Origin of the sequence: Phytoactinopolyspora halotolerans, from assembly GCF_010550675.1 — a bacterium.
In the GTDB taxonomy this organism is placed as follows: Bacteria; Actinomycetota; Actinomycetes; order Jiangellales; family Jiangellaceae; genus Phytoactinopolyspora; species Phytoactinopolyspora halotolerans.
Genome location: NZ_JAAGOA010000007.1, coordinates 58,859 through 73,942, shown reverse-complemented (window position 1 = coordinate 73,942; position 15,084 = coordinate 58,859). Strand labels below are relative to the sequence as shown.

Genomic DNA, 15,084 nt, shown 5'->3' with positions numbered 1-15,084 from the left:
CGACTGACACGGGGAGCGGGAATGCGACGTCGAACGGTCGAGGTTCTGGTGACCGGTATTGCAGCGATGCTCGTGATGGCCGGTGGGGCATCCGCGGGTGCGCGGGTGGCGGCACCGGAGGCGCCGGTGCCGGAGACTTTCCGCGCGCAGGCGACCGCATGGACGTCTGACTCGAGCGGCTGGGTGCTGGGGACTGACGACGGCGCGGACGACGACGGTGATGGAGGCGACGACGGCGCCGAACGGTCGCCGGTGATCCGCACGGTCGACAGCGGACGGACGTGGTCCGAGATCGGCAGCGTACCGGCACCGCTCGCGCAGCCCGCGGAGCCGGGCGTCACCGAGCTGGCGTTCGCCGACGAGCGGCACGGATGGGCGTACGGACCGTCGCTGTACTCCACCAGGGACGGTGGACGTAGCTGGTCGGAAGAGGCCATCCCGGAGCCCGGCGGGCACGTGGTCGCCATGGCCACGAGCGAGGGCCGGATGTACATGGTCGTGTCGCCGTGTGAGGTCGGTACACCGCCGTACGACTGCGACCGGCCATCCACGGTGTGGCGTTCGTTGATCGGGTCGTCGACGTGGATCCGGGCGTCGGTCGAGTTACCGGTCGCGTACGAGGCGAGGGTCGCCGTCAGCGACGGCGCGGCCTACGTCGTCGTCCCGACGGAGCCGGGAGAGCCGGACGTCTTCTACGCGACCACCGACGGCTGGCGCTGGTCCGAGCGTTCCACACCGTGCCGCACCGGTGAGGGCGAGAGTCTGGTCGATGTCGCCGCGATGCCCGGGCAGCGGGTCGCGTTGCTGTGCATCGGCGGTGCAGGCTGGTCGAAGTCGGTCAAGCGGGTGTTCGTCTCCGACGATGCTGGACAGACCACGGCGCCTGCGGGAGTGGCACCGGAGATGGGGATCCGGACGCAGCTGGCGGCCGGTCCGGACGACACGCTCCTGCTGGCCTCGACGTCGAGCGGCAGCTGGCTGTACCGGAACGCGGGCGGCGGCGCCGAGTGGACGACCCCGCTCGAGAAGGCCGACGGTGGAGCGGACTGGAACGACCCTATGCTGCTCGACGACGGCCGTGGCTTCGTCGTCCACGCGCCCGCGGCGTGGGCCGACGGCGCCGGAACCCTGCTGACGACGCGCAACGGCGGACAGGACTGGTCGCCGGTCGCATTCCGGATCGGCCCGATGTCGGAGCGCGGCGACTGACCGTTGGCCGCCTCTCGACCGCGCCAGTCCGGTCACCGTTCATCGGTGAGGATCTCGACAGATGCTCGTGGCGCGTGGCCGGTGATGTTCGTCGGGGGAGTTACTCGCCGCCGGATCAGGGAAGTGGACTCGATATGGGTGAGTTGATCGTGGTCCGGCACGGCGAGACCGAGTGGAGCCGCGATCGGCGGCATACGGGCCGGACGGACCTGCCGCTGACCGCGCACGGTGAAGAACAGGCACGCCTGCTCGGGCCGTTGCTCAGTGAGTACTCGGTGGCACACACGTTGGTCAGCCCGGCGATCCGGGCTTGGCGGACCGGGCAGCTGGCCGGTCTGGACGGCGCGGAGGCCGATGAGGACCTGTGGGAATGGGATTACGGCGGCTACGAGGGCCGGGCGACGGCGGACATCCGGGAAGAGAGACCTGGCTGGTACTTGTGGACCGACGGCGTCATCCCCGGAGACGCTGAGCATCCGGGCGAGTCGGTGGAGCAGGTGGGCGCACGGGTAGACGCCGTTCTGAAGCGTGCGCGCCCGCTGCTGGACGACGGCGACGTGGTACTCGTCGCACATGGTCACGTGCTGCGCGTACTCACCGCTCGATGGCTCGGCCTCGAGCCTGCCGCGGGCCGGCTGTTCAAGCTGGAGACCGGGACCGTGTCGCTGTTGGGCACCGAGCACGGCCATCCGGTGATCAGCGCCTGGAACACCCGTGACGCCGGGCGCCGCGCGGACTGAGGCAGACGCGGCGTCGTAGACTTTCGGCATGACCGATGAGCTTGCCGCCTCTGTTCACGACGCCGCCCGGCGAGCCCGCGAAGCAGCGGCTGACCTGGCCATTCTGACGCGTGCGCAGAAAGACACCGCGCTGCTGGCGATGGCCGACGCGTTGGTGGCCAACTCCGCGCGGATCACCGAGGCCAATACCGATGACGTCGCCCGGGCCCGGGAGAACGGCACCAGCGAGGCGATCATCGACCGGCTCCGGCTGGATGAGAAGCGGATCGCCGGCATGGCGGACGGACTGCGCCAGGTGGCAGCCCTGCCGGACCCGGTCGGCGAGATCGAGCGCGGCTACACGTTGCCGAACGGCCTGGAGGTCCGTCAGCGCCGGGTGCCGATGGGCGTCGTCGGGATCATCTACGAGGCGCGCCCGAACGTGACGGCCGATGCCGCCGGCCTGGCGCTGAAGAGCGGCAACGCGGTGCTGTTGCGCGGCTCGTCCAGCGCGGCGGCGTCGAACGCGGCCATTGTCCAGGTGCTGCGCGACGCCACCGTCACCACCGACGTCCCGCTGAACGCGGTTCAGCTGGTGCCGGGCGACGGGCACGACGCGGCCAAGCACCTGATGCGGGCGCGCGGCTTGGTGGACGTGCTCATCCCGCGCGGCGGTGCCGGGCTGATCCGCAGCGTGGTTGAGGAGTCGACGGTCCCGGTGATCGAGACCGGCGTCGGCAACTGTCACGTCTACGTCGACGCCGACGCGGACCTGGACAAGGCGCTGGAGATCGTGCTCAACGCCAAGACGCAACGGCCCAGCGTGTGCAACGCGGCTGAGACGTTGTTGGTACACGCCGACGTGGCGGCGACGTTCCTGCCGCGGGTGCTGCCCGCGCTGCGCGAGGCGGGCGTCACCGTCCACGGTGACGAGCGCGTGCGGGCCCACGATCCATCGGCGGTGCCGGCCACCGACGACGACTGGTCGGCCGAGTATCTCTCCCTGGACCTGGCCGTCGGTGTGGTGGACTCGCTGGACGACGCGGTCGCGCACATCCGGCGGTGGGGCAGCGGCCACACGGAGGCGATCGTGACGCGCTCGCTCGAGGCGTCGCGGCGGTTCGCCGCCACTACCGACTCTGCGGCGGTCATGGTGAACGCGTCCACCCGGTTCACCGACGGCGAGCAGTTCGGGTTCGGCGCGGAGATCGGCATCTCCACCCAGAAGCTGCACGCGCGCGGGCCGATGGGGCTTCGGGAGCTGACCACCACCACGTATGTGGTGACCGGCGACGGTCACGTACGCGGCTAGGACGCGCGTGGGGCGCAGGTGCCGGTACGAGCAGAGCACGTCGTCGTCGGGCCTGGCCAGCGCATGAGATAGTGTGCTGCCCATGGAGAAGGTCGTGCTGCTGGCGGAAGAGGTCCACCACGAGAGCGAGGGTTTCCCGGCCGAGGGCTGGGGAATCGGTGCGCTGATCATTCTGCTCGTCTTGCTCTTCGTGACCTTGTCCTTCGGTAAGGGCCGCCCGCACGCGTGAGCTGATATCGGTGAGCGAGCACAAGCGCCTCGGCATCATGGGTGGGACGTTCGATCCCATCCACCACGGCCACCTTGTCGCCGCCAGCGAGGTCGCGCATTGGTTCGGCCTTGACGAGGTCGTGTTCGTCCCCACCGGTCAGCCGTGGCAGAAGGGTGATCGCGACGTCACTGCCGCCGAAGACCGGTATCTGATGACGGTCATCGCCACCGCATCGAACCCGAGGTTCTCGACCAGTCGGGTGGACATCGACCGCGGCGGGGTCACCTACACCGTGGACACGCTGCGCGATCTGCGCACGGAGCACGGGCCGGACACCGAGTTGTTCTTCATCACCGGTGCCGACGCACTTCACCAGATTCTGACCTGGCGAAATGCGGAGGAGCTGTTCGACCTGGCGCACTTCGTCGGGTGTACCCGGCCGGGCCATGAGTTGTCCGACGCCGGGCTGCCGGAGGGAAAGGTCACGCTGGTCGAGGTGCCGGCGCTGGCCATCTCCTCCAGCGAGTGCCGGGAGAGGGTGGCTGGAGGCGAACCCATCTGGTATCTGGTGCCGGACGGGATCGTCCAGTACATCAACAAGCGTCGACTGTACCGGCCGACGTAGGATCGTCAGGGAATCGTCCGCTCGAAAGGCTCAGATTTGCCCGCTACCGACCGCGCTACACAACTTGCCTTCGCCGCTGCCGAGGCGGCAGCCGACAAGCTGGCCGACGAGATCGTCGCGTTCGACGTCTCGGACCAGTTGGCCATCACCGACGCGTTCGTCGTCTGCTCCGCCCCCAATGACCGCCAGGTCAGAGCCATTGTCGAAGCCATCGAGGAACGACTGCGCATGCTCGAGGCCAAGCCGGTGCGACGCGAGGGTGAGCGCGAGGGACGGTGGGTGTTGCTGGACTATGTGGACATCGTCGTCCATGTGCAGCATGCCGAAGAGCGTTCCTACTACGCCCTTGAGCGGCTGTGGAAGGACTGTCCCGTCATCGAACTGCCGGAGAGCGTCCACGTGGGCCGCAACGGAGTGGGGGAGTGAGTCGGCGGGTCGTCCTGTGGAGACACGGCAGGACCGAGTGGAACGCTGCCGGCAGGTTCCAGGGTCAGACGGACGTCGACCTGGACGACGTCGGGCGGCAGCAGGCCCGGGAGACCGCGGCGCGGCTGGCGTCGCTGGAGCCGGATCTGCTGGTCGCGTCCGACCTGAAGCGCACCCAGGACACGATGGCGACGCTGTCGGCGCTGACCGGCAAGCCGTACGAGACCGACCAGCGGCTACGGGAGACGTTCGCCGGGGAGTGGCAGGGGTGCACGGCGGCGGAGATCGCGGCGCGCTGGCCGGACGAGTACAAGGCGTGGCGTTCCGGTGATCCGCTGCTGCGCGTCGGCGGTGGCGAGACCCGGCAGGAAGTCGCCGACCGGATGGTCGCTGCGGTGCAGGATGCCGCGGCCAGACTCGACGACGACGGGCTGGCGGTACTGACCACTCACGGTGGTGCGGCCCGGCTCGGGATCGCGTCGTTGATCGGCATGCCCCTGAAGCTGTTCACCAACATCGGTGGGCTGTCCAACTGCTCGTGGTCGATGCTGCGCCGGAACGACGGCGAGCACGGCGACGAGGGCTGGATCCTGGTCGAGCACAACGCCGGGACCCTCCCGACGCCGGTGGCCATCGAAGAAGGCTGAGCACGCGGGGTAAGGGGAGGCTCTCCCCGCCCGCGGCTCGTTCGTTCCTCACTCGCCGATGCCCGTCCGAACCCTGGAGAGCCCCCCTTACCCCGCTTTCCGGCGATGTGAGGGCTCATAGGGGGAGGCCGGCTTCGAGCTGGGCGATGGCGGCGTCGATGTACTCGAGGTAATTCCCGTCCGGGTCCTCTGTGGCGGCGAAGAAGGCCGCGTATATCGCTCCGACCAGGGCCCCTACCCAGATCCGGATGGCGAGGTCGTCCGGTCGGCGGCCGACGCGCTCGGCGACGGCGTTGGCCAGCATGGCCGTGCCCTGCCGGGTCCCTTCCGGTAGCGACGCGCGTAGCTCCGGTTCCTCGGCCACGAGCCGCCACCGGCTCTGCTCCAGCATCAACGCTTCGGGCTCGATCTCCTCGAACACCTCCCAGAGAGCCCGGCGGAGCGCATCGAATGGGGCGAGCTCGGCGGGCTGGTGCCCGAACTTCTCCAAGAACACGGGATCAAACCGGTCGTAGAGCACCGTCTCCGCCTTGGTGGAGAAGTATCGGAAGAAGGTGCTCTGCGAGACGTCGGCGGCTTCGGCGATCTGCTCGACGGTGGTCCGGCTGTACCCCTGTTTCAGATAGAGACGGAGCGCGTGATCCTGGATGCGGGAACGCGTGCGTTCTTTCTTGCGTTCCCGCAATCCTGCTTGCGGTGCGTGTCCACGCGAGCCCATAGCGGCTATTCTCACTGGTCTGGCCGCTGCTGTGAGGATCGCCCACATGGTGAACGTCCTATCTGACCTCGGTGGTGTCCGGGCTGCGTTCCTGCGCCTGGAGGTAGCGGGCGAGTCGTTCGCCCTCGACGTCGACGTTGGGCAGCAGCCGGTCCAGCCATCTGGGGAGCCACCATGCGCGTGCGCCGACCAGGGCCAGCACCGACGGCACGATGGTCATGCGGACGATGAAGGCGTCGAACGCGATGGCGACGGCTAATGCGAAACCGATCTGGACGATGTCGCTCACGTCGCCCAGGATGAATCCACCGAAGACGCTGATCATGATGATCGCTGCCGCAGCGACCACCCGTGCACCGTGCTGGAACCCCACGGTGACGGCGGACGTCGGCGCCGCCCCGTGGACGTATTCCTCACGCATCCGCGTCACCAGGAAGACCTCGTAGTCCATCGCCAGGCCGAACACGACGCCGATGATGAAGATGGGCAGCAGGCTGATGACCGACCCGGTCTCCTGAAGCCCGAGCAGACCGGTCAGCCAGCCCCACTGGAAGACGGCGACCAGAGCACCGAAGGTGGCGGCGATGGTCAGCAGGAAGCCGAGTGCAGCCTTCAGCGGCACGATGATCGACCGGAACACGATCATGAGCAGGATGAAGGACAACCCGACCACGACGCTGAGGTAGGGCAGCAGGGCGTCGCCCATCTTGTCGTTGAAGTCGATGAACACAGCAGTCGAGCCGGTCACGCTGAGCTCGGCGCCGGCCTGGTCGGCCTGTGCGTTGACGTCCGAGCGGATGGTGTTCACCAGCTGCTCGGTGTCCTCGTGGTCAGGGCCGGTCAGCGGCACGACACTGAAGACGGCGGTGTCACCGGCCTGGTTGAACTGCGGCGGCGCGGCCATCTGGACGTTATCCAGGCCGGACAGGGTCGCGTGTAGGTCCTCGGCCGCCTGCTCTGGCGCGGACACGTCGTTCATGTCGGCGACGACCAGCAGGGGCCCGTTGAATCCGGGACCGAAGCCCTCGGCGGTGAGGTCGTACGCCTGGCGTTGGGTGGTGTGTTCCGGGTACGTGCCCTCGTCAGGGAAGCCGAGGCGGAGGTCGGTGACGGGGAGGGCCAGGACACCGAGACCGACGACGGCGACGGTCAACACGGCCACCGGGCGGCGGACGACGAAACTCGCCCAGCGGCGGCCCATCGTCGGGCGGCTGTCGTCCTCGGGGTCGCGCACTTTGAGGCCGGGTATCCGCGTGGAGAGGACACGACGGCCGGCGAAGCCGAGGAGGGCGGGCAGCAGGGTCAGCGCGATGACGACGGCGATCCCGACGGTCAGCGCGGCGGCGAGGCCCATCTCGGTGAGGATCGGGATCCCTACGACGGACAATCCGGACAGGGCGATCATGACAGTGAGCCCGGCGAAGACGACGGCGGAGCCGGCCGTGCCGAGCGCGCGCCCGGCGGCCTCTGCGCCGTCGTGGCGGATCGCCAGCTCGTGCCGGTAGCGGGACATGATGAACAACGCGTAGTCGATGCCGACCGCCAGGCCCAGCATGGTGGCGAGAATGGGCGTCGTCGTGCCGAGGTCCAGGAATGCGGTACCGGCAGTGATGGCGGCGATCCCGATGGTCACCCCGGTAACGCCGGTGACCAGCGGCATTCCTGCGGCGAGCAGCGAGCCGAACGTGATGATCAGGACCAGGGCGGCGATGGCCAGACCGATCAGTTCGCTGCTGATCTCTGGCTGCTCTTCCAGGACGGGCCCGCCGAGTTCCACGGTCAAGCCCGCGTCACGGCCGGTATCGGCGGCGTCGTGCAGGACGTCGCGGGCCTCGTCGTCGAGATCGACGACGTCGTAGAACTCGACCGTGTAGGTGACCTCGGCGAGCGCGATCGTACCGTCCTCTGAGACCAGCCCGGTGTCGAACGGGCTGTCGATGCGTGCGACCTGCGGGCCGGCCGCGATCTCTTCCAGCACGGCTTCCACGGTTTGGCGGTTCTCGGGCTCCTGAACGGTCTCACCCTCAGGTGTCTGGAAGACGACCCGCGCCGATGCGCCGTTGAGGTCCATCTCAGGGAAGCGCTCGCCGAGCAGATCGAAGGCTTCCTGAGACTCGGTTCCGGGGATCGAGAAGGAGTCAGAGGTCGAGTCGGAGAGTGTCGCGGCGGCTACCCCGACCGCCACCACGACCGCTAACCAGATGAGGCCGACCAGCCGGCGGCTCCGGTACGAGAACCGGCCCAGTCGGTAGAGGATTGTCGCCACCGTTCGCTCCGTTCGCGCAATCTGTACAACGGCTGCGGGAGCAGCCGACGGGCTTGCGAGCGCTGCCTGGCATGTGGTCCGCGGGACCGAACCCAACCTGACAGTTACTCTCTTTTCACAGTAACTGCCACTTTTCTCGGGGTGCAAGGGGGTTCGGTGGCTTTTGTATGCGGACTCGACGTGCCGACGTGAAGCTGCTGCTCAGTGCGGTGACGGTAGTCGATTATGAACTTCGGCCGAGAGTCGGCTAAGCTAGCATCGCTGTCCACGAGGGGCTATGGCGCAGTTGGTAGCGCGCCTCCATGGCATGGAGGAGGTCAGGGGTTCGAATCCCCTTAGCTCCACCCGACGCACGAGGTTCAAACTTTCGCCTGATCCAACATTTGGCGGGTTTGGGCCTCGTGTGCTGCCAGGGTCCCGCCGCCGGCCCACGCTGCGGCGTCGGCTTGGACGCCGGGGTCGAGCAGCATGTCGAACGGGTGGGAGCGCTCGACCCGCAGCTCCCCGTCGTCGTCTTCTTCGAGGTAGATGCGGGTGAAGAACGCCTGGTTGCACAGGCGAGGGACTGCATTCGGTAGAAGCGCTCCGGGTGCGGCCCGTCGATGCTCAGCGCAACCAGCTCTTCCAGCCACGGCAACAGGTAACCGGTCCGGTCTTCTCCCAGAGCCAGAATCTGTGCCTGCTCGGAGAAGCGGGCGTCGAGGATCGCGCGTGCTTCAAGCCGGCCGTACAGGATCGGGGCGTTCTGCCAGAACACCTGATCCGCCACGTAGTCCCGATTGAGATTGACGGTGGTGAACACCGGCCACGCGACGCTTCATGCCAACCTCCAAAGGAACGAGTCGCCGCACGGGCGCGCGACTCCCAGCAAGTCGACGGCCTCCCGCCCCCAGCTCTGTGCCAAGGGTCATGGTTGCCGGCCGGGCTGGATGAGCCCACCTTCGTAAGCGAGGACCACGAGTTGGGCGCGGTCGCGCACCCCGAGTTTCATCATGGCCCGGTTGACGTGGGTCTTGACGGTGAGCGGTGAGAGGTGGAGGCGTTCGGCGATGTCGTCGTTGCTGAGTCCAGTTGCAACGAGCGTCGTGAGCTCGCGCTCGCGTGCGGTGAGGCTGTTGAACCGTTCGGATTCGGTCGTCGGGAAGGGCCGCTCGTGGTGGCGGAGCTGGGCCAGGAGACCGCTCGTCGCTCGCGGGGAGAGCAGTGCCTCACCGGAGGCGACGATGCGGATCGCGTCGAGGAGTTCAGCGGAGTCGACGCCTTTGCCGAGGAACCCGCTGGCTCCGGCCTGGACGGCGCTGATCACGAGGTCGTCGATCTCGAAGGTGGTGAGGATGACGACACGGACACCGGCCATGTCGTCGTCTGTCGTGATAGCTCGTGTCGCCGCGATGCCGTCCATGTCGGGCATGCGGATGTCCATCAGCACGATGTCAGCGCGGCTCGACCGGGCTTGCGTCACGGCCTCGGCGCCGGTTGCCGCTTCGGCGACGACGGTGAGATCGGGGGCGGAGTCGATCAGGGCCTTGAAGCCCGCACGAATGAGCGCTTGGTCGTCGGCGAGCAGCACACGGATCGTCATGGTTCGGCCTGTTCGGTGTGGAGGGTGGCATGGACGCGGAACTGGCCGCCTGCGGTTGGCCCGATCTCGATCGTGCCACCGGCGGCGGCGGCCCTCTCTCGCATGCCGACGGTGCCGTGTCCTCGTGGCGTTCCCATTGGTCGGTCGGTGTCGATGTCGTTGAGGATCTCGATGCGCAGCGTATCGCGCTCGTAGGTGAGTCGTAGGGTGGCTCGATGATGACAGCCGTAGCGATGGGCGTTGGTCAGGGATTCCTGGATGATCCGGTAGGCGGCGAGGCCGATCGTCGGCGCCACCGGTCTGCGCGTGCCAGCGGTGTGCCATTCGATCTCGAGGCCGACGTTGGCGAAGTCGGCGATGAGGCGTTGCAGGTCGTCGAGGGTGGGGAGAGGGTCTGTCGTCGAGGTGGCTTCGTCGGACTGGCGGATCACGCTGAGGATGCTGCTCAACTCGTCGAGCACGCTTGCGGCTCCGCGACGGACGTGCGTGAGAGCTTCCTGCGCACCGGTCGGGTCGTCCCGTAGCAGGTGTGCGGCGACCCCAGCTTGGACGTTGATCACGGCGATGTGGTGAGCGACCACGTCGTGCAGCTCGCGAGCGATGCGCATGCGCTCCTCGATCACTTGCCGCCTGGCTTCCTCCTCGAGCGCATGTTCTGCGCGTTCGGCGCGATCTTGAAGGGCTGTCGCTCTCTCCTGCCGTGCCAGGTTGTATGCGCGTCTGCTCCTCACTGCGTCGCCTGCCGCTGTGGCGAGACTGGCCCAGGCGATCAGCTCCAGGTTCTCACCGTCGTACCACGGGCCCGGTGATGTGACCGCCGCCGTCACATACAGCGCAGCTGCCGTCGCCGCGCCGGCCGTCCAGGCGGTCCTGCGGCCCGACGTCGACGCCACGGTGTACAGAGCGATGATCGCAGCGACCCGGAGCTCACCTGGGTCATCGTCCGGGATCAGCGACCACACGGCGGCGACCATCGCGACCACTAACACCGGCAGCGGGGCACGCCGGCGCAGCAGGATCAGGGCCGCTGCGCCAGCGCACGTGACGAAGTCGACGGCATCGAGGCTGGCGCCGACGTCGCCAGCGTCGACCGCCTCGTAGATCAGGCCCCCAGCGTAGACGGCGGCGGCGATCGCCAGATCGGCGACGGCGGTGCGCAGTGCTGGCCACGAGCGATCGATGCCCGAGACGTTAGACAAGGCAGACACCTGTACGTGCTGTGCGTTTGAGCCCCATCGCAGGTCGGCGATCCTCACGCGTCTCGGCGCTTGAGGGCGATCGTGCCTGCGGCGAGCAGGACCCCGATCCAGCCGATCAGCACGAGCAGAGCAACGCTCGGTGACATATCGCCCGATTCCCTGACGACAGCAATCATCGCCTGTCCCGCTTCGCTCGGGAGGTATTCGACAGCATCGCCCCACACTCCGCCCAGCGTCTCGAACAGCGTGGGCAGGACGAACAAGATCGCGACCAGGATGCCGATCGCTGTCGCGGTGTGCCGCATCAACGCGCCGAAGGCAACACCCATCACTGCGATCGCGGTCGGGAACAGCGCCGCCGCGAGCACGGCTCGGAGCACACCTGGGTCGGACAGTGACGCCGACGGCCCGCCACCGCTATAGACAGCCTGTCCGACGAAGAAGGCCACCGATAGCGATGCCACCATCGTGGCGAACGCAGCAGCAGCGACGACGACCACCTTGGCCCACAACACTGGCAGCCGCCGGGGCACTGCGGTGAGCGTCGTGCGGATCAGACCCGTCGAGTACTCCGACGTGACGACCAGCGCGCCCATGACGCCGAGCACGACTTGGGCGAGCGTCGCCCCGAACAGGCTGTTGCCTGCGGGGTCGTAGATCCCCTCGCCATCGGCAGCTATGGGGGCGCCGTTGCTGAGCATCGACACCAACACGCCGGTGGCGATGACGGCGGCGGCGGTCAGGGCCAGCGTGACGATCATCGAGCGGAGCGATCGCAACTTGATCCACTCCGATCGGATGACCCGAGGAAGGGTGACGTTCTGGGCCGACACGTCGTCGGCTCGTGGCGATCCGGCTGGTGGGACCAGTGTCGTGTTGGTGGTGCTCATCGCGGGTTCTCCAGTTTGTGCGTGCTGTTGGTGGAATCGGTGGCGCCGTGGTAGTCCACGGCGTCCTTGGTGAGATCGATGAAGATGTCCTCCAACGAGGCTCGTGCGGGTGTCAGCTCCTGGAGCTGCAAGTTCGCCGACCGCGCTCGAGCGCCGATCTCGTCGGCGTCCACACCGACGACGTCGAATAGGTCGTGGCCGCGGATCGCGATGTCGGTCGCGTCGCCGGCGAGCAGATCACGAAGCTGGCGGGCGTGCGGCGACCGGACGCGGACGCTGGTTGGCTCGGTCATCGCGGTGAGCTCGGAGCCCGACATGTCGGCGATCAAACGTCCCCGCCCGACGATGATGAAGTGCTCGGCCGTGAGCGCCATCTCGCTCATCAGGTGCGAGGACACGAGAACCGTGCGTCCCTCGGCTGCCAGCGACTTGAGCAGATTGCGGATCCACAGGACTCCCTCCGGATCGAGGCCGTTCACCGGCTCATCCAGCATCACCGTGTGCGGATCGCCGAGTAGGGCGGACGCGATGCCGAGGCGTTGTCCCATCCCGAGTGAGAAGCCGCCGCTGCGGCGATCGGCCACCTCGCTCAAACCCACGAGGTCGAGCACCTTGCCGACACGGCGCTTCGAGATGCCCGTGGTGGCGGCGAGCGCCGAGAGGTGATCGCGGGCAGGGCGGCCCGGATGGGTGCCCTTCGCGTCGATCAGCGCCCCGATCTCGCGCAGCGGCGCCCGGTGCTGCTCGAACGGTCGGCCGTTCACCAGCGCCCGCCCCGCGGTGGGCCTGTCGAGCCCGAGGATCATGCGCATCGTCGTCGTCTTCCCCGCGCCGTTGGGGCCGAGGAAGGCCGTGACCACACCGGGTCTGACGGTGAAGCTCAGGTCATCGACGGCGATGTGTCTGCCGTAGTGTTTCGTGAGGTTGGTGACGTCGATCATCTCGTTGGTGCTCCTTGAAGGTGGTTGTGTATGTCCCATCATCCGCATCACAACTGCGCCAGTCGTCGTCTCTGCGCAGGCAATCGCGGCTACTGCGTCTGCAGTAGGCACGAGCTCGGTTACAGGGCGGTGTGGGAACGGCCCCTTCCGATGCGACACGCTTCCCCGGGCGACGCATTTGTCAACAACGGTTGGAAACTGACCCCGTGGCGACGCGCGGTTCAGGGTCACCACGTCCTCAATGGATACCGCTTCGAATTTGTCTGACGGCACCTTCGTGCGCTGAATGCGTGTATTTTGGCTGTACCTTCACGGCACCGCCAAAGTCACCGCTGCTGAGCCGCCGTTGACTCGGGAACAAGCGGGATGCCTCGGTCGGGCCCGATGCGTCAGACCTTTATGCCGAACAGATTCTCGGCATTGCGGAACGCAATCTTTTCCTTGTCCTCACGCGGAAGATCGACTGCTCGGAACCAGTCGGTCCCTTCTTTGATGCCTGCGAAGGATAGTCGGTTGCGAACATCACTCGATCTATACTGATGTATTTCAGCAAGAGATGGAGCAGCTCATTCTGGAAGAACGCGCTGGTTGTGAACCAGAAGTTGTCCTGGAAGTATTGCTCGAAAGGCTTCTCGAGCGAGTCTTCGGTCGGCTCGCCCATGTCTCCGGCGATCCGCTCGTAGTAGAACGGAAGACCTTCGCCCATGTGGCCGACGATAATCTTCAGATCGGGGAATCTGTCGAAAACCCCGTACGCGATCATCCGGATGCATTGGGTCAGCACCTCCTGGTGCCAGCCATATCCAGACCCACTGAAAATGTAATCTTGGTACTCTTTCGTGTATTCCGACCGTGTCGTGCTGTAGTAGATCTGGAAAATCTCGTCAGCTGGATAGCCGGGATGCAGGTAGATCGGCACATCGAGAGCTTCGGCACGCGCCAGCACGGGCTCAAAATCGGGATGATCGAGATACTTCTTCCCGATGTGTCCGTTGGTCAGTGCGCCCAAGAAACCGTCGTCCCGAACCGAACGTTCCAGTTCGTCCGCCGCCGCCTCCGGGCTCTGCAAGGGCAAGGTGGCGAAAGCCTGGAAGCGGCCCGGATAACTGGCCATTGGTCCGTCGATGAGCTGCCGGTTGAGGCGATAGGCAAAGTCGATGCCCTCTTGCCCAGGGACATTTTGTACGGACGGCGTATGCGCAGAGAGGATTTGAACGTTGAGTCCCCCCTCGTCCATATCGCCGATGCGGCGTTCCCCTAGATCCGAAAGACCTATTTCCTCAAGGAACGCTATGTGATCCTCGTTGATGGAGTTCAACATCAACAACTCGGGAGTCGAAAAGGTCTCCTCCGTGCCGATAAATTTCAGATCTTGGTCACGAAGCGAGATATCCTGGTCATCACGCGAGATTTCCGGGTCTTTTTTGTCGTCGTCGAATAACGCGAATGCCGTCGCGGACAATCCAACGCCAGCGCCGAGTGCAGCCGCGTGAGTGACAAAACTGCGGCGCCCAATCAACGGTTGCGCTGGGCCTTGTTCGATCGGTTTCATGTCTGTATGTGCTCCTTTGTTGTGTTGTGTAGTGAGCGTCGGCGAGTTCGTGGAACAGGCCGAGGCGTCCATCCTCGAGGGGCATGACAGCTCCGTGCGGATCTCGGCGAGTGCGCGGGCGTGGCGCGACGTGACCGGCCCGGGGCGGGCCAGAGGTCAGGTGGTGGCGATCGCGTTCAGGACATGTTCCTTTGGGTTGGGGGATGCCCTGTCACTGTGAACGAGAACGCACGGGTCACTATCCGCTGGCAGGAGGGCAATCGGTACTCCTCCGGGAGTATCTGGGAGGTGCCTCGTGCATCCGTCGTCTTGGCCGGTGATCTCTTCGGTCTGGGATCGGATCGTGTGGGCTAGGCGCCCGTAGTTCAGTCGTCATGGCGATCAGGCTGTCAAGCCCGGGGGTTGATGCCCTTCGCGTCGATCAGCGCCCCGATCTCGCGCAGCGGCGCCCGGTGCTGCTCGAACGGTCGGCCGTTCACCAGCGCCCGCCCCGCGGTGGGCCTGTCGAGCCCGAGGATCATGCGCATCGTCGTCGTCTTCCCCGCGCCGTTGGGGCCGAGGAAGGCCGTGACCACACCGGGTCTGACGGTGAAGCTCAGGTCATCGACGGCGATGTGTCTGCCGTAGTGTTTCGTGAGGTTGGTGACGTCGATCATCTCGTTGGTGCTCCTTGAAGGTGGTTGTGTATGTCCCATCATCCGCATCACAACTGCGCCAGTCGTCGTCTCTGCGCAGGCAATCGCGGCTACTGCGTCTGCAGTAGGCACGAGCTCGGTTACAGGGCGGT

14 protein-coding genes, 1 tRNA gene and 2 pseudogenes are annotated in these 15,084 nt (G+C 66.5%); 8 read left to right on the top strand and 9 right to left on the bottom strand.

Annotation, left to right across the window (positions count from 1 at the left end; genetic code table 11):
- Nucleotides 1–21: 21 nt before the first annotated feature.
- The 7 genes from G1H10_RS11850 (at nt 22) to G1H10_RS11825 (ending at nt 5,149) form a co-directional block, all read left to right on the top strand.
- Complete coding sequence (locus tag G1H10_RS11850) at nt 22–1,209, top strand: beta propeller repeat protein (protein ID WP_163737416.1); 1,188 nt, start codon at nt 22–24, stop codon at nt 1,207–1,209.
- A 134-nt stretch (nt 1,210–1,343) separates the two neighbouring features.
- Complete coding sequence (locus tag G1H10_RS11845; protein ID WP_163737413.1) at nt 1,344–1,949, top strand: histidine phosphatase family protein; 606 nt, start codon at nt 1,344–1,346, stop codon at nt 1,947–1,949.
- A 28-nt stretch (nt 1,950–1,977) separates the two neighbouring features.
- Entirely contained in the window at nt 1,978–3,240 is a 1,263-nt protein-coding gene (locus G1H10_RS11840) for a glutamate-5-semialdehyde dehydrogenase (RefSeq protein WP_163737410.1), read from the top strand.
- Between the two features lie 82 nt (nt 3,241–3,322).
- Nucleotides 3,323–3,469, top strand: coding sequence for a hypothetical protein (locus G1H10_RS32135; RefSeq protein WP_174264283.1), 147 nt, complete (start codon nt 3,323–3,325; stop codon nt 3,467–3,469).
- A 10-nt stretch (nt 3,470–3,479) separates the two neighbouring features.
- Complete coding sequence (gene nadD / locus G1H10_RS11835; RefSeq protein WP_163737407.1) at nt 3,480–4,076, top strand: nicotinate-nucleotide adenylyltransferase; 597 nt, start codon at nt 3,480–3,482, stop codon at nt 4,074–4,076.
- 36 nt (nt 4,077–4,112) lie between these two features.
- Nucleotides 4,113–4,502, top strand: a complete 390-nt coding sequence (gene rsfS, locus G1H10_RS11830) for a ribosome silencing factor (RefSeq protein ID WP_163737404.1) — start codon at nt 4,113–4,115, stop codon at nt 4,500–4,502.
- Nucleotides 4,499–5,149 carry a histidine phosphatase family protein gene (locus G1H10_RS11825; protein WP_163737401.1) on the top strand — a complete coding sequence of 217 codons (651 nt, stop codon included), beginning with the start codon at nt 4,499–4,501 and terminating at the stop codon, nt 5,147–5,149. The genes rsfS and G1H10_RS11825 overlap by 4 nt, the downstream gene beginning before the upstream one ends.
- Nucleotides 5,150–5,264: 115 nt before the next feature.
- On the opposite strand, the gene G1H10_RS11820 is transcribed toward G1H10_RS11825, so the two are convergent.
- Nucleotides 5,265–5,867, bottom strand: a complete 603-nt coding sequence (locus tag G1H10_RS11820) for an acyl-CoA-like ligand-binding transcription factor (protein WP_163737397.1) — start codon at nt 5,865–5,867, stop codon at nt 5,265–5,267.
- A gap of 58 nt (nt 5,868–5,925) precedes the next feature.
- The gene (locus G1H10_RS11815; protein ID WP_163737394.1) at nt 5,926–8,133 is read right to left on the bottom strand and encodes an MMPL family transporter; all 2,208 of its coding nucleotides are present in this window, start codon (nt 8,131–8,133) and stop codon (nt 5,926–5,928) included.
- A 271-nt stretch (nt 8,134–8,404) separates the two neighbouring features.
- Here G1H10_RS11815 and G1H10_RS11810 point away from each other — a divergent pair.
- Nucleotides 8,405–8,477: transfer RNA gene (locus G1H10_RS11810), tRNA-Ala, on the top strand.
- 15 nt (nt 8,478–8,492) lie between these two features.
- Here G1H10_RS11810 and G1H10_RS11805 read toward each other — a convergent pair.
- The 7 genes and pseudogenes from G1H10_RS11805 to G1H10_RS11775 all read right to left on the bottom strand — a co-directional run.
- Entirely contained in the window at nt 8,493–8,765 is a 273-nt protein-coding gene (locus tag G1H10_RS11805) for a hypothetical protein (RefSeq protein WP_163737390.1), read from the bottom strand.
- 275 nt (nt 8,766–9,040) lie between these two features.
- Nucleotides 9,041–9,715: a response regulator gene (locus G1H10_RS11800; RefSeq protein WP_163737388.1), complete on the bottom strand. Its 675-nt coding sequence runs from the start codon at nt 9,713–9,715 to the stop codon at nt 9,041–9,043.
- Nucleotides 9,712–10,914 (bottom strand): sensor histidine kinase, encoded by a 1,203-nt coding sequence (locus tag G1H10_RS11795; RefSeq protein ID WP_163737385.1) that lies wholly within the window; start codon nt 10,912–10,914, stop codon nt 9,712–9,714. Before G1H10_RS11795 ends, G1H10_RS11800 begins: the two co-directional genes overlap by 4 nt.
- A gap of 53 nt (nt 10,915–10,967) precedes the next feature.
- Nucleotides 10,968–11,804 (bottom strand): ABC transporter permease, encoded by an 837-nt coding sequence (locus G1H10_RS11790; RefSeq protein ID WP_163737383.1) that lies wholly within the window; start codon nt 11,802–11,804, stop codon nt 10,968–10,970.
- Complete coding sequence (locus G1H10_RS11785; RefSeq protein WP_163737380.1) at nt 11,801–12,745, bottom strand: ABC transporter ATP-binding protein; 945 nt, start codon at nt 12,743–12,745, stop codon at nt 11,801–11,803. The genes G1H10_RS11790 and G1H10_RS11785 overlap by 4 nt, the downstream gene beginning before the upstream one ends.
- A 389-nt stretch (nt 12,746–13,134) precedes the next feature.
- A pseudogene (locus tag G1H10_RS11780) lies at nt 13,135–14,297 on the bottom strand (amidohydrolase family protein).
- A gap of 398 nt (nt 14,298–14,695) precedes the next feature.
- Nucleotides 14,696–14,953, bottom strand: a pseudogene (locus G1H10_RS11775) (ATP-binding cassette domain-containing protein); the annotation flags it as partial.
- Nucleotides 14,954–15,084: the final 131 nt, after the last annotated feature.

What these genes read in the sequence shown, in the direction of transcription:
- G1H10_RS11850 (WP_163737416.1), top strand. Translation starts at nt 22, where the DNA reads ATGCGACGTCGAACGGTCGAGGTTCTGGTGACCGGTATTGCAGCGATG.
- G1H10_RS11845 (WP_163737413.1), top strand. Translation starts at nt 1,344, where the DNA reads ATGGGTGAGTTGATCGTGGTCCGGCACGGCGAGACCGAGTGGAGCCGC.
- G1H10_RS11840 (WP_163737410.1), top strand. Translation starts at nt 1,978, where the DNA reads ATGACCGATGAGCTTGCCGCCTCTGTTCACGACGCCGCCCGGCGAGCC.
- G1H10_RS32135 (WP_174264283.1), top strand. Translation starts at nt 3,323, where the DNA reads ATGGAGAAGGTCGTGCTGCTGGCGGAAGAGGTCCACCACGAGAGCGAG.
- G1H10_RS11820 (WP_163737397.1), bottom strand. Translation starts at nt 5,867, where the DNA reads ATGGGCTCGCGTGGACACGCACCGCAAGCAGGATTGCGGGAACGCAAG.
- G1H10_RS11800 (WP_163737388.1), bottom strand. Translation starts at nt 9,715, where the DNA reads ATGACGATCCGTGTGCTGCTCGCCGACGACCAAGCGCTCATTCGTGCG.
- G1H10_RS11790 (WP_163737383.1), bottom strand. Translation starts at nt 11,804, where the DNA reads ATGAGCACCACCAACACGACACTGGTCCCACCAGCCGGATCGCCACGA.
- G1H10_RS11785 (WP_163737380.1), bottom strand. Translation starts at nt 12,745, where the DNA reads ATGATCGACGTCACCAACCTCACGAAACACTACGGCAGACACATCGCC.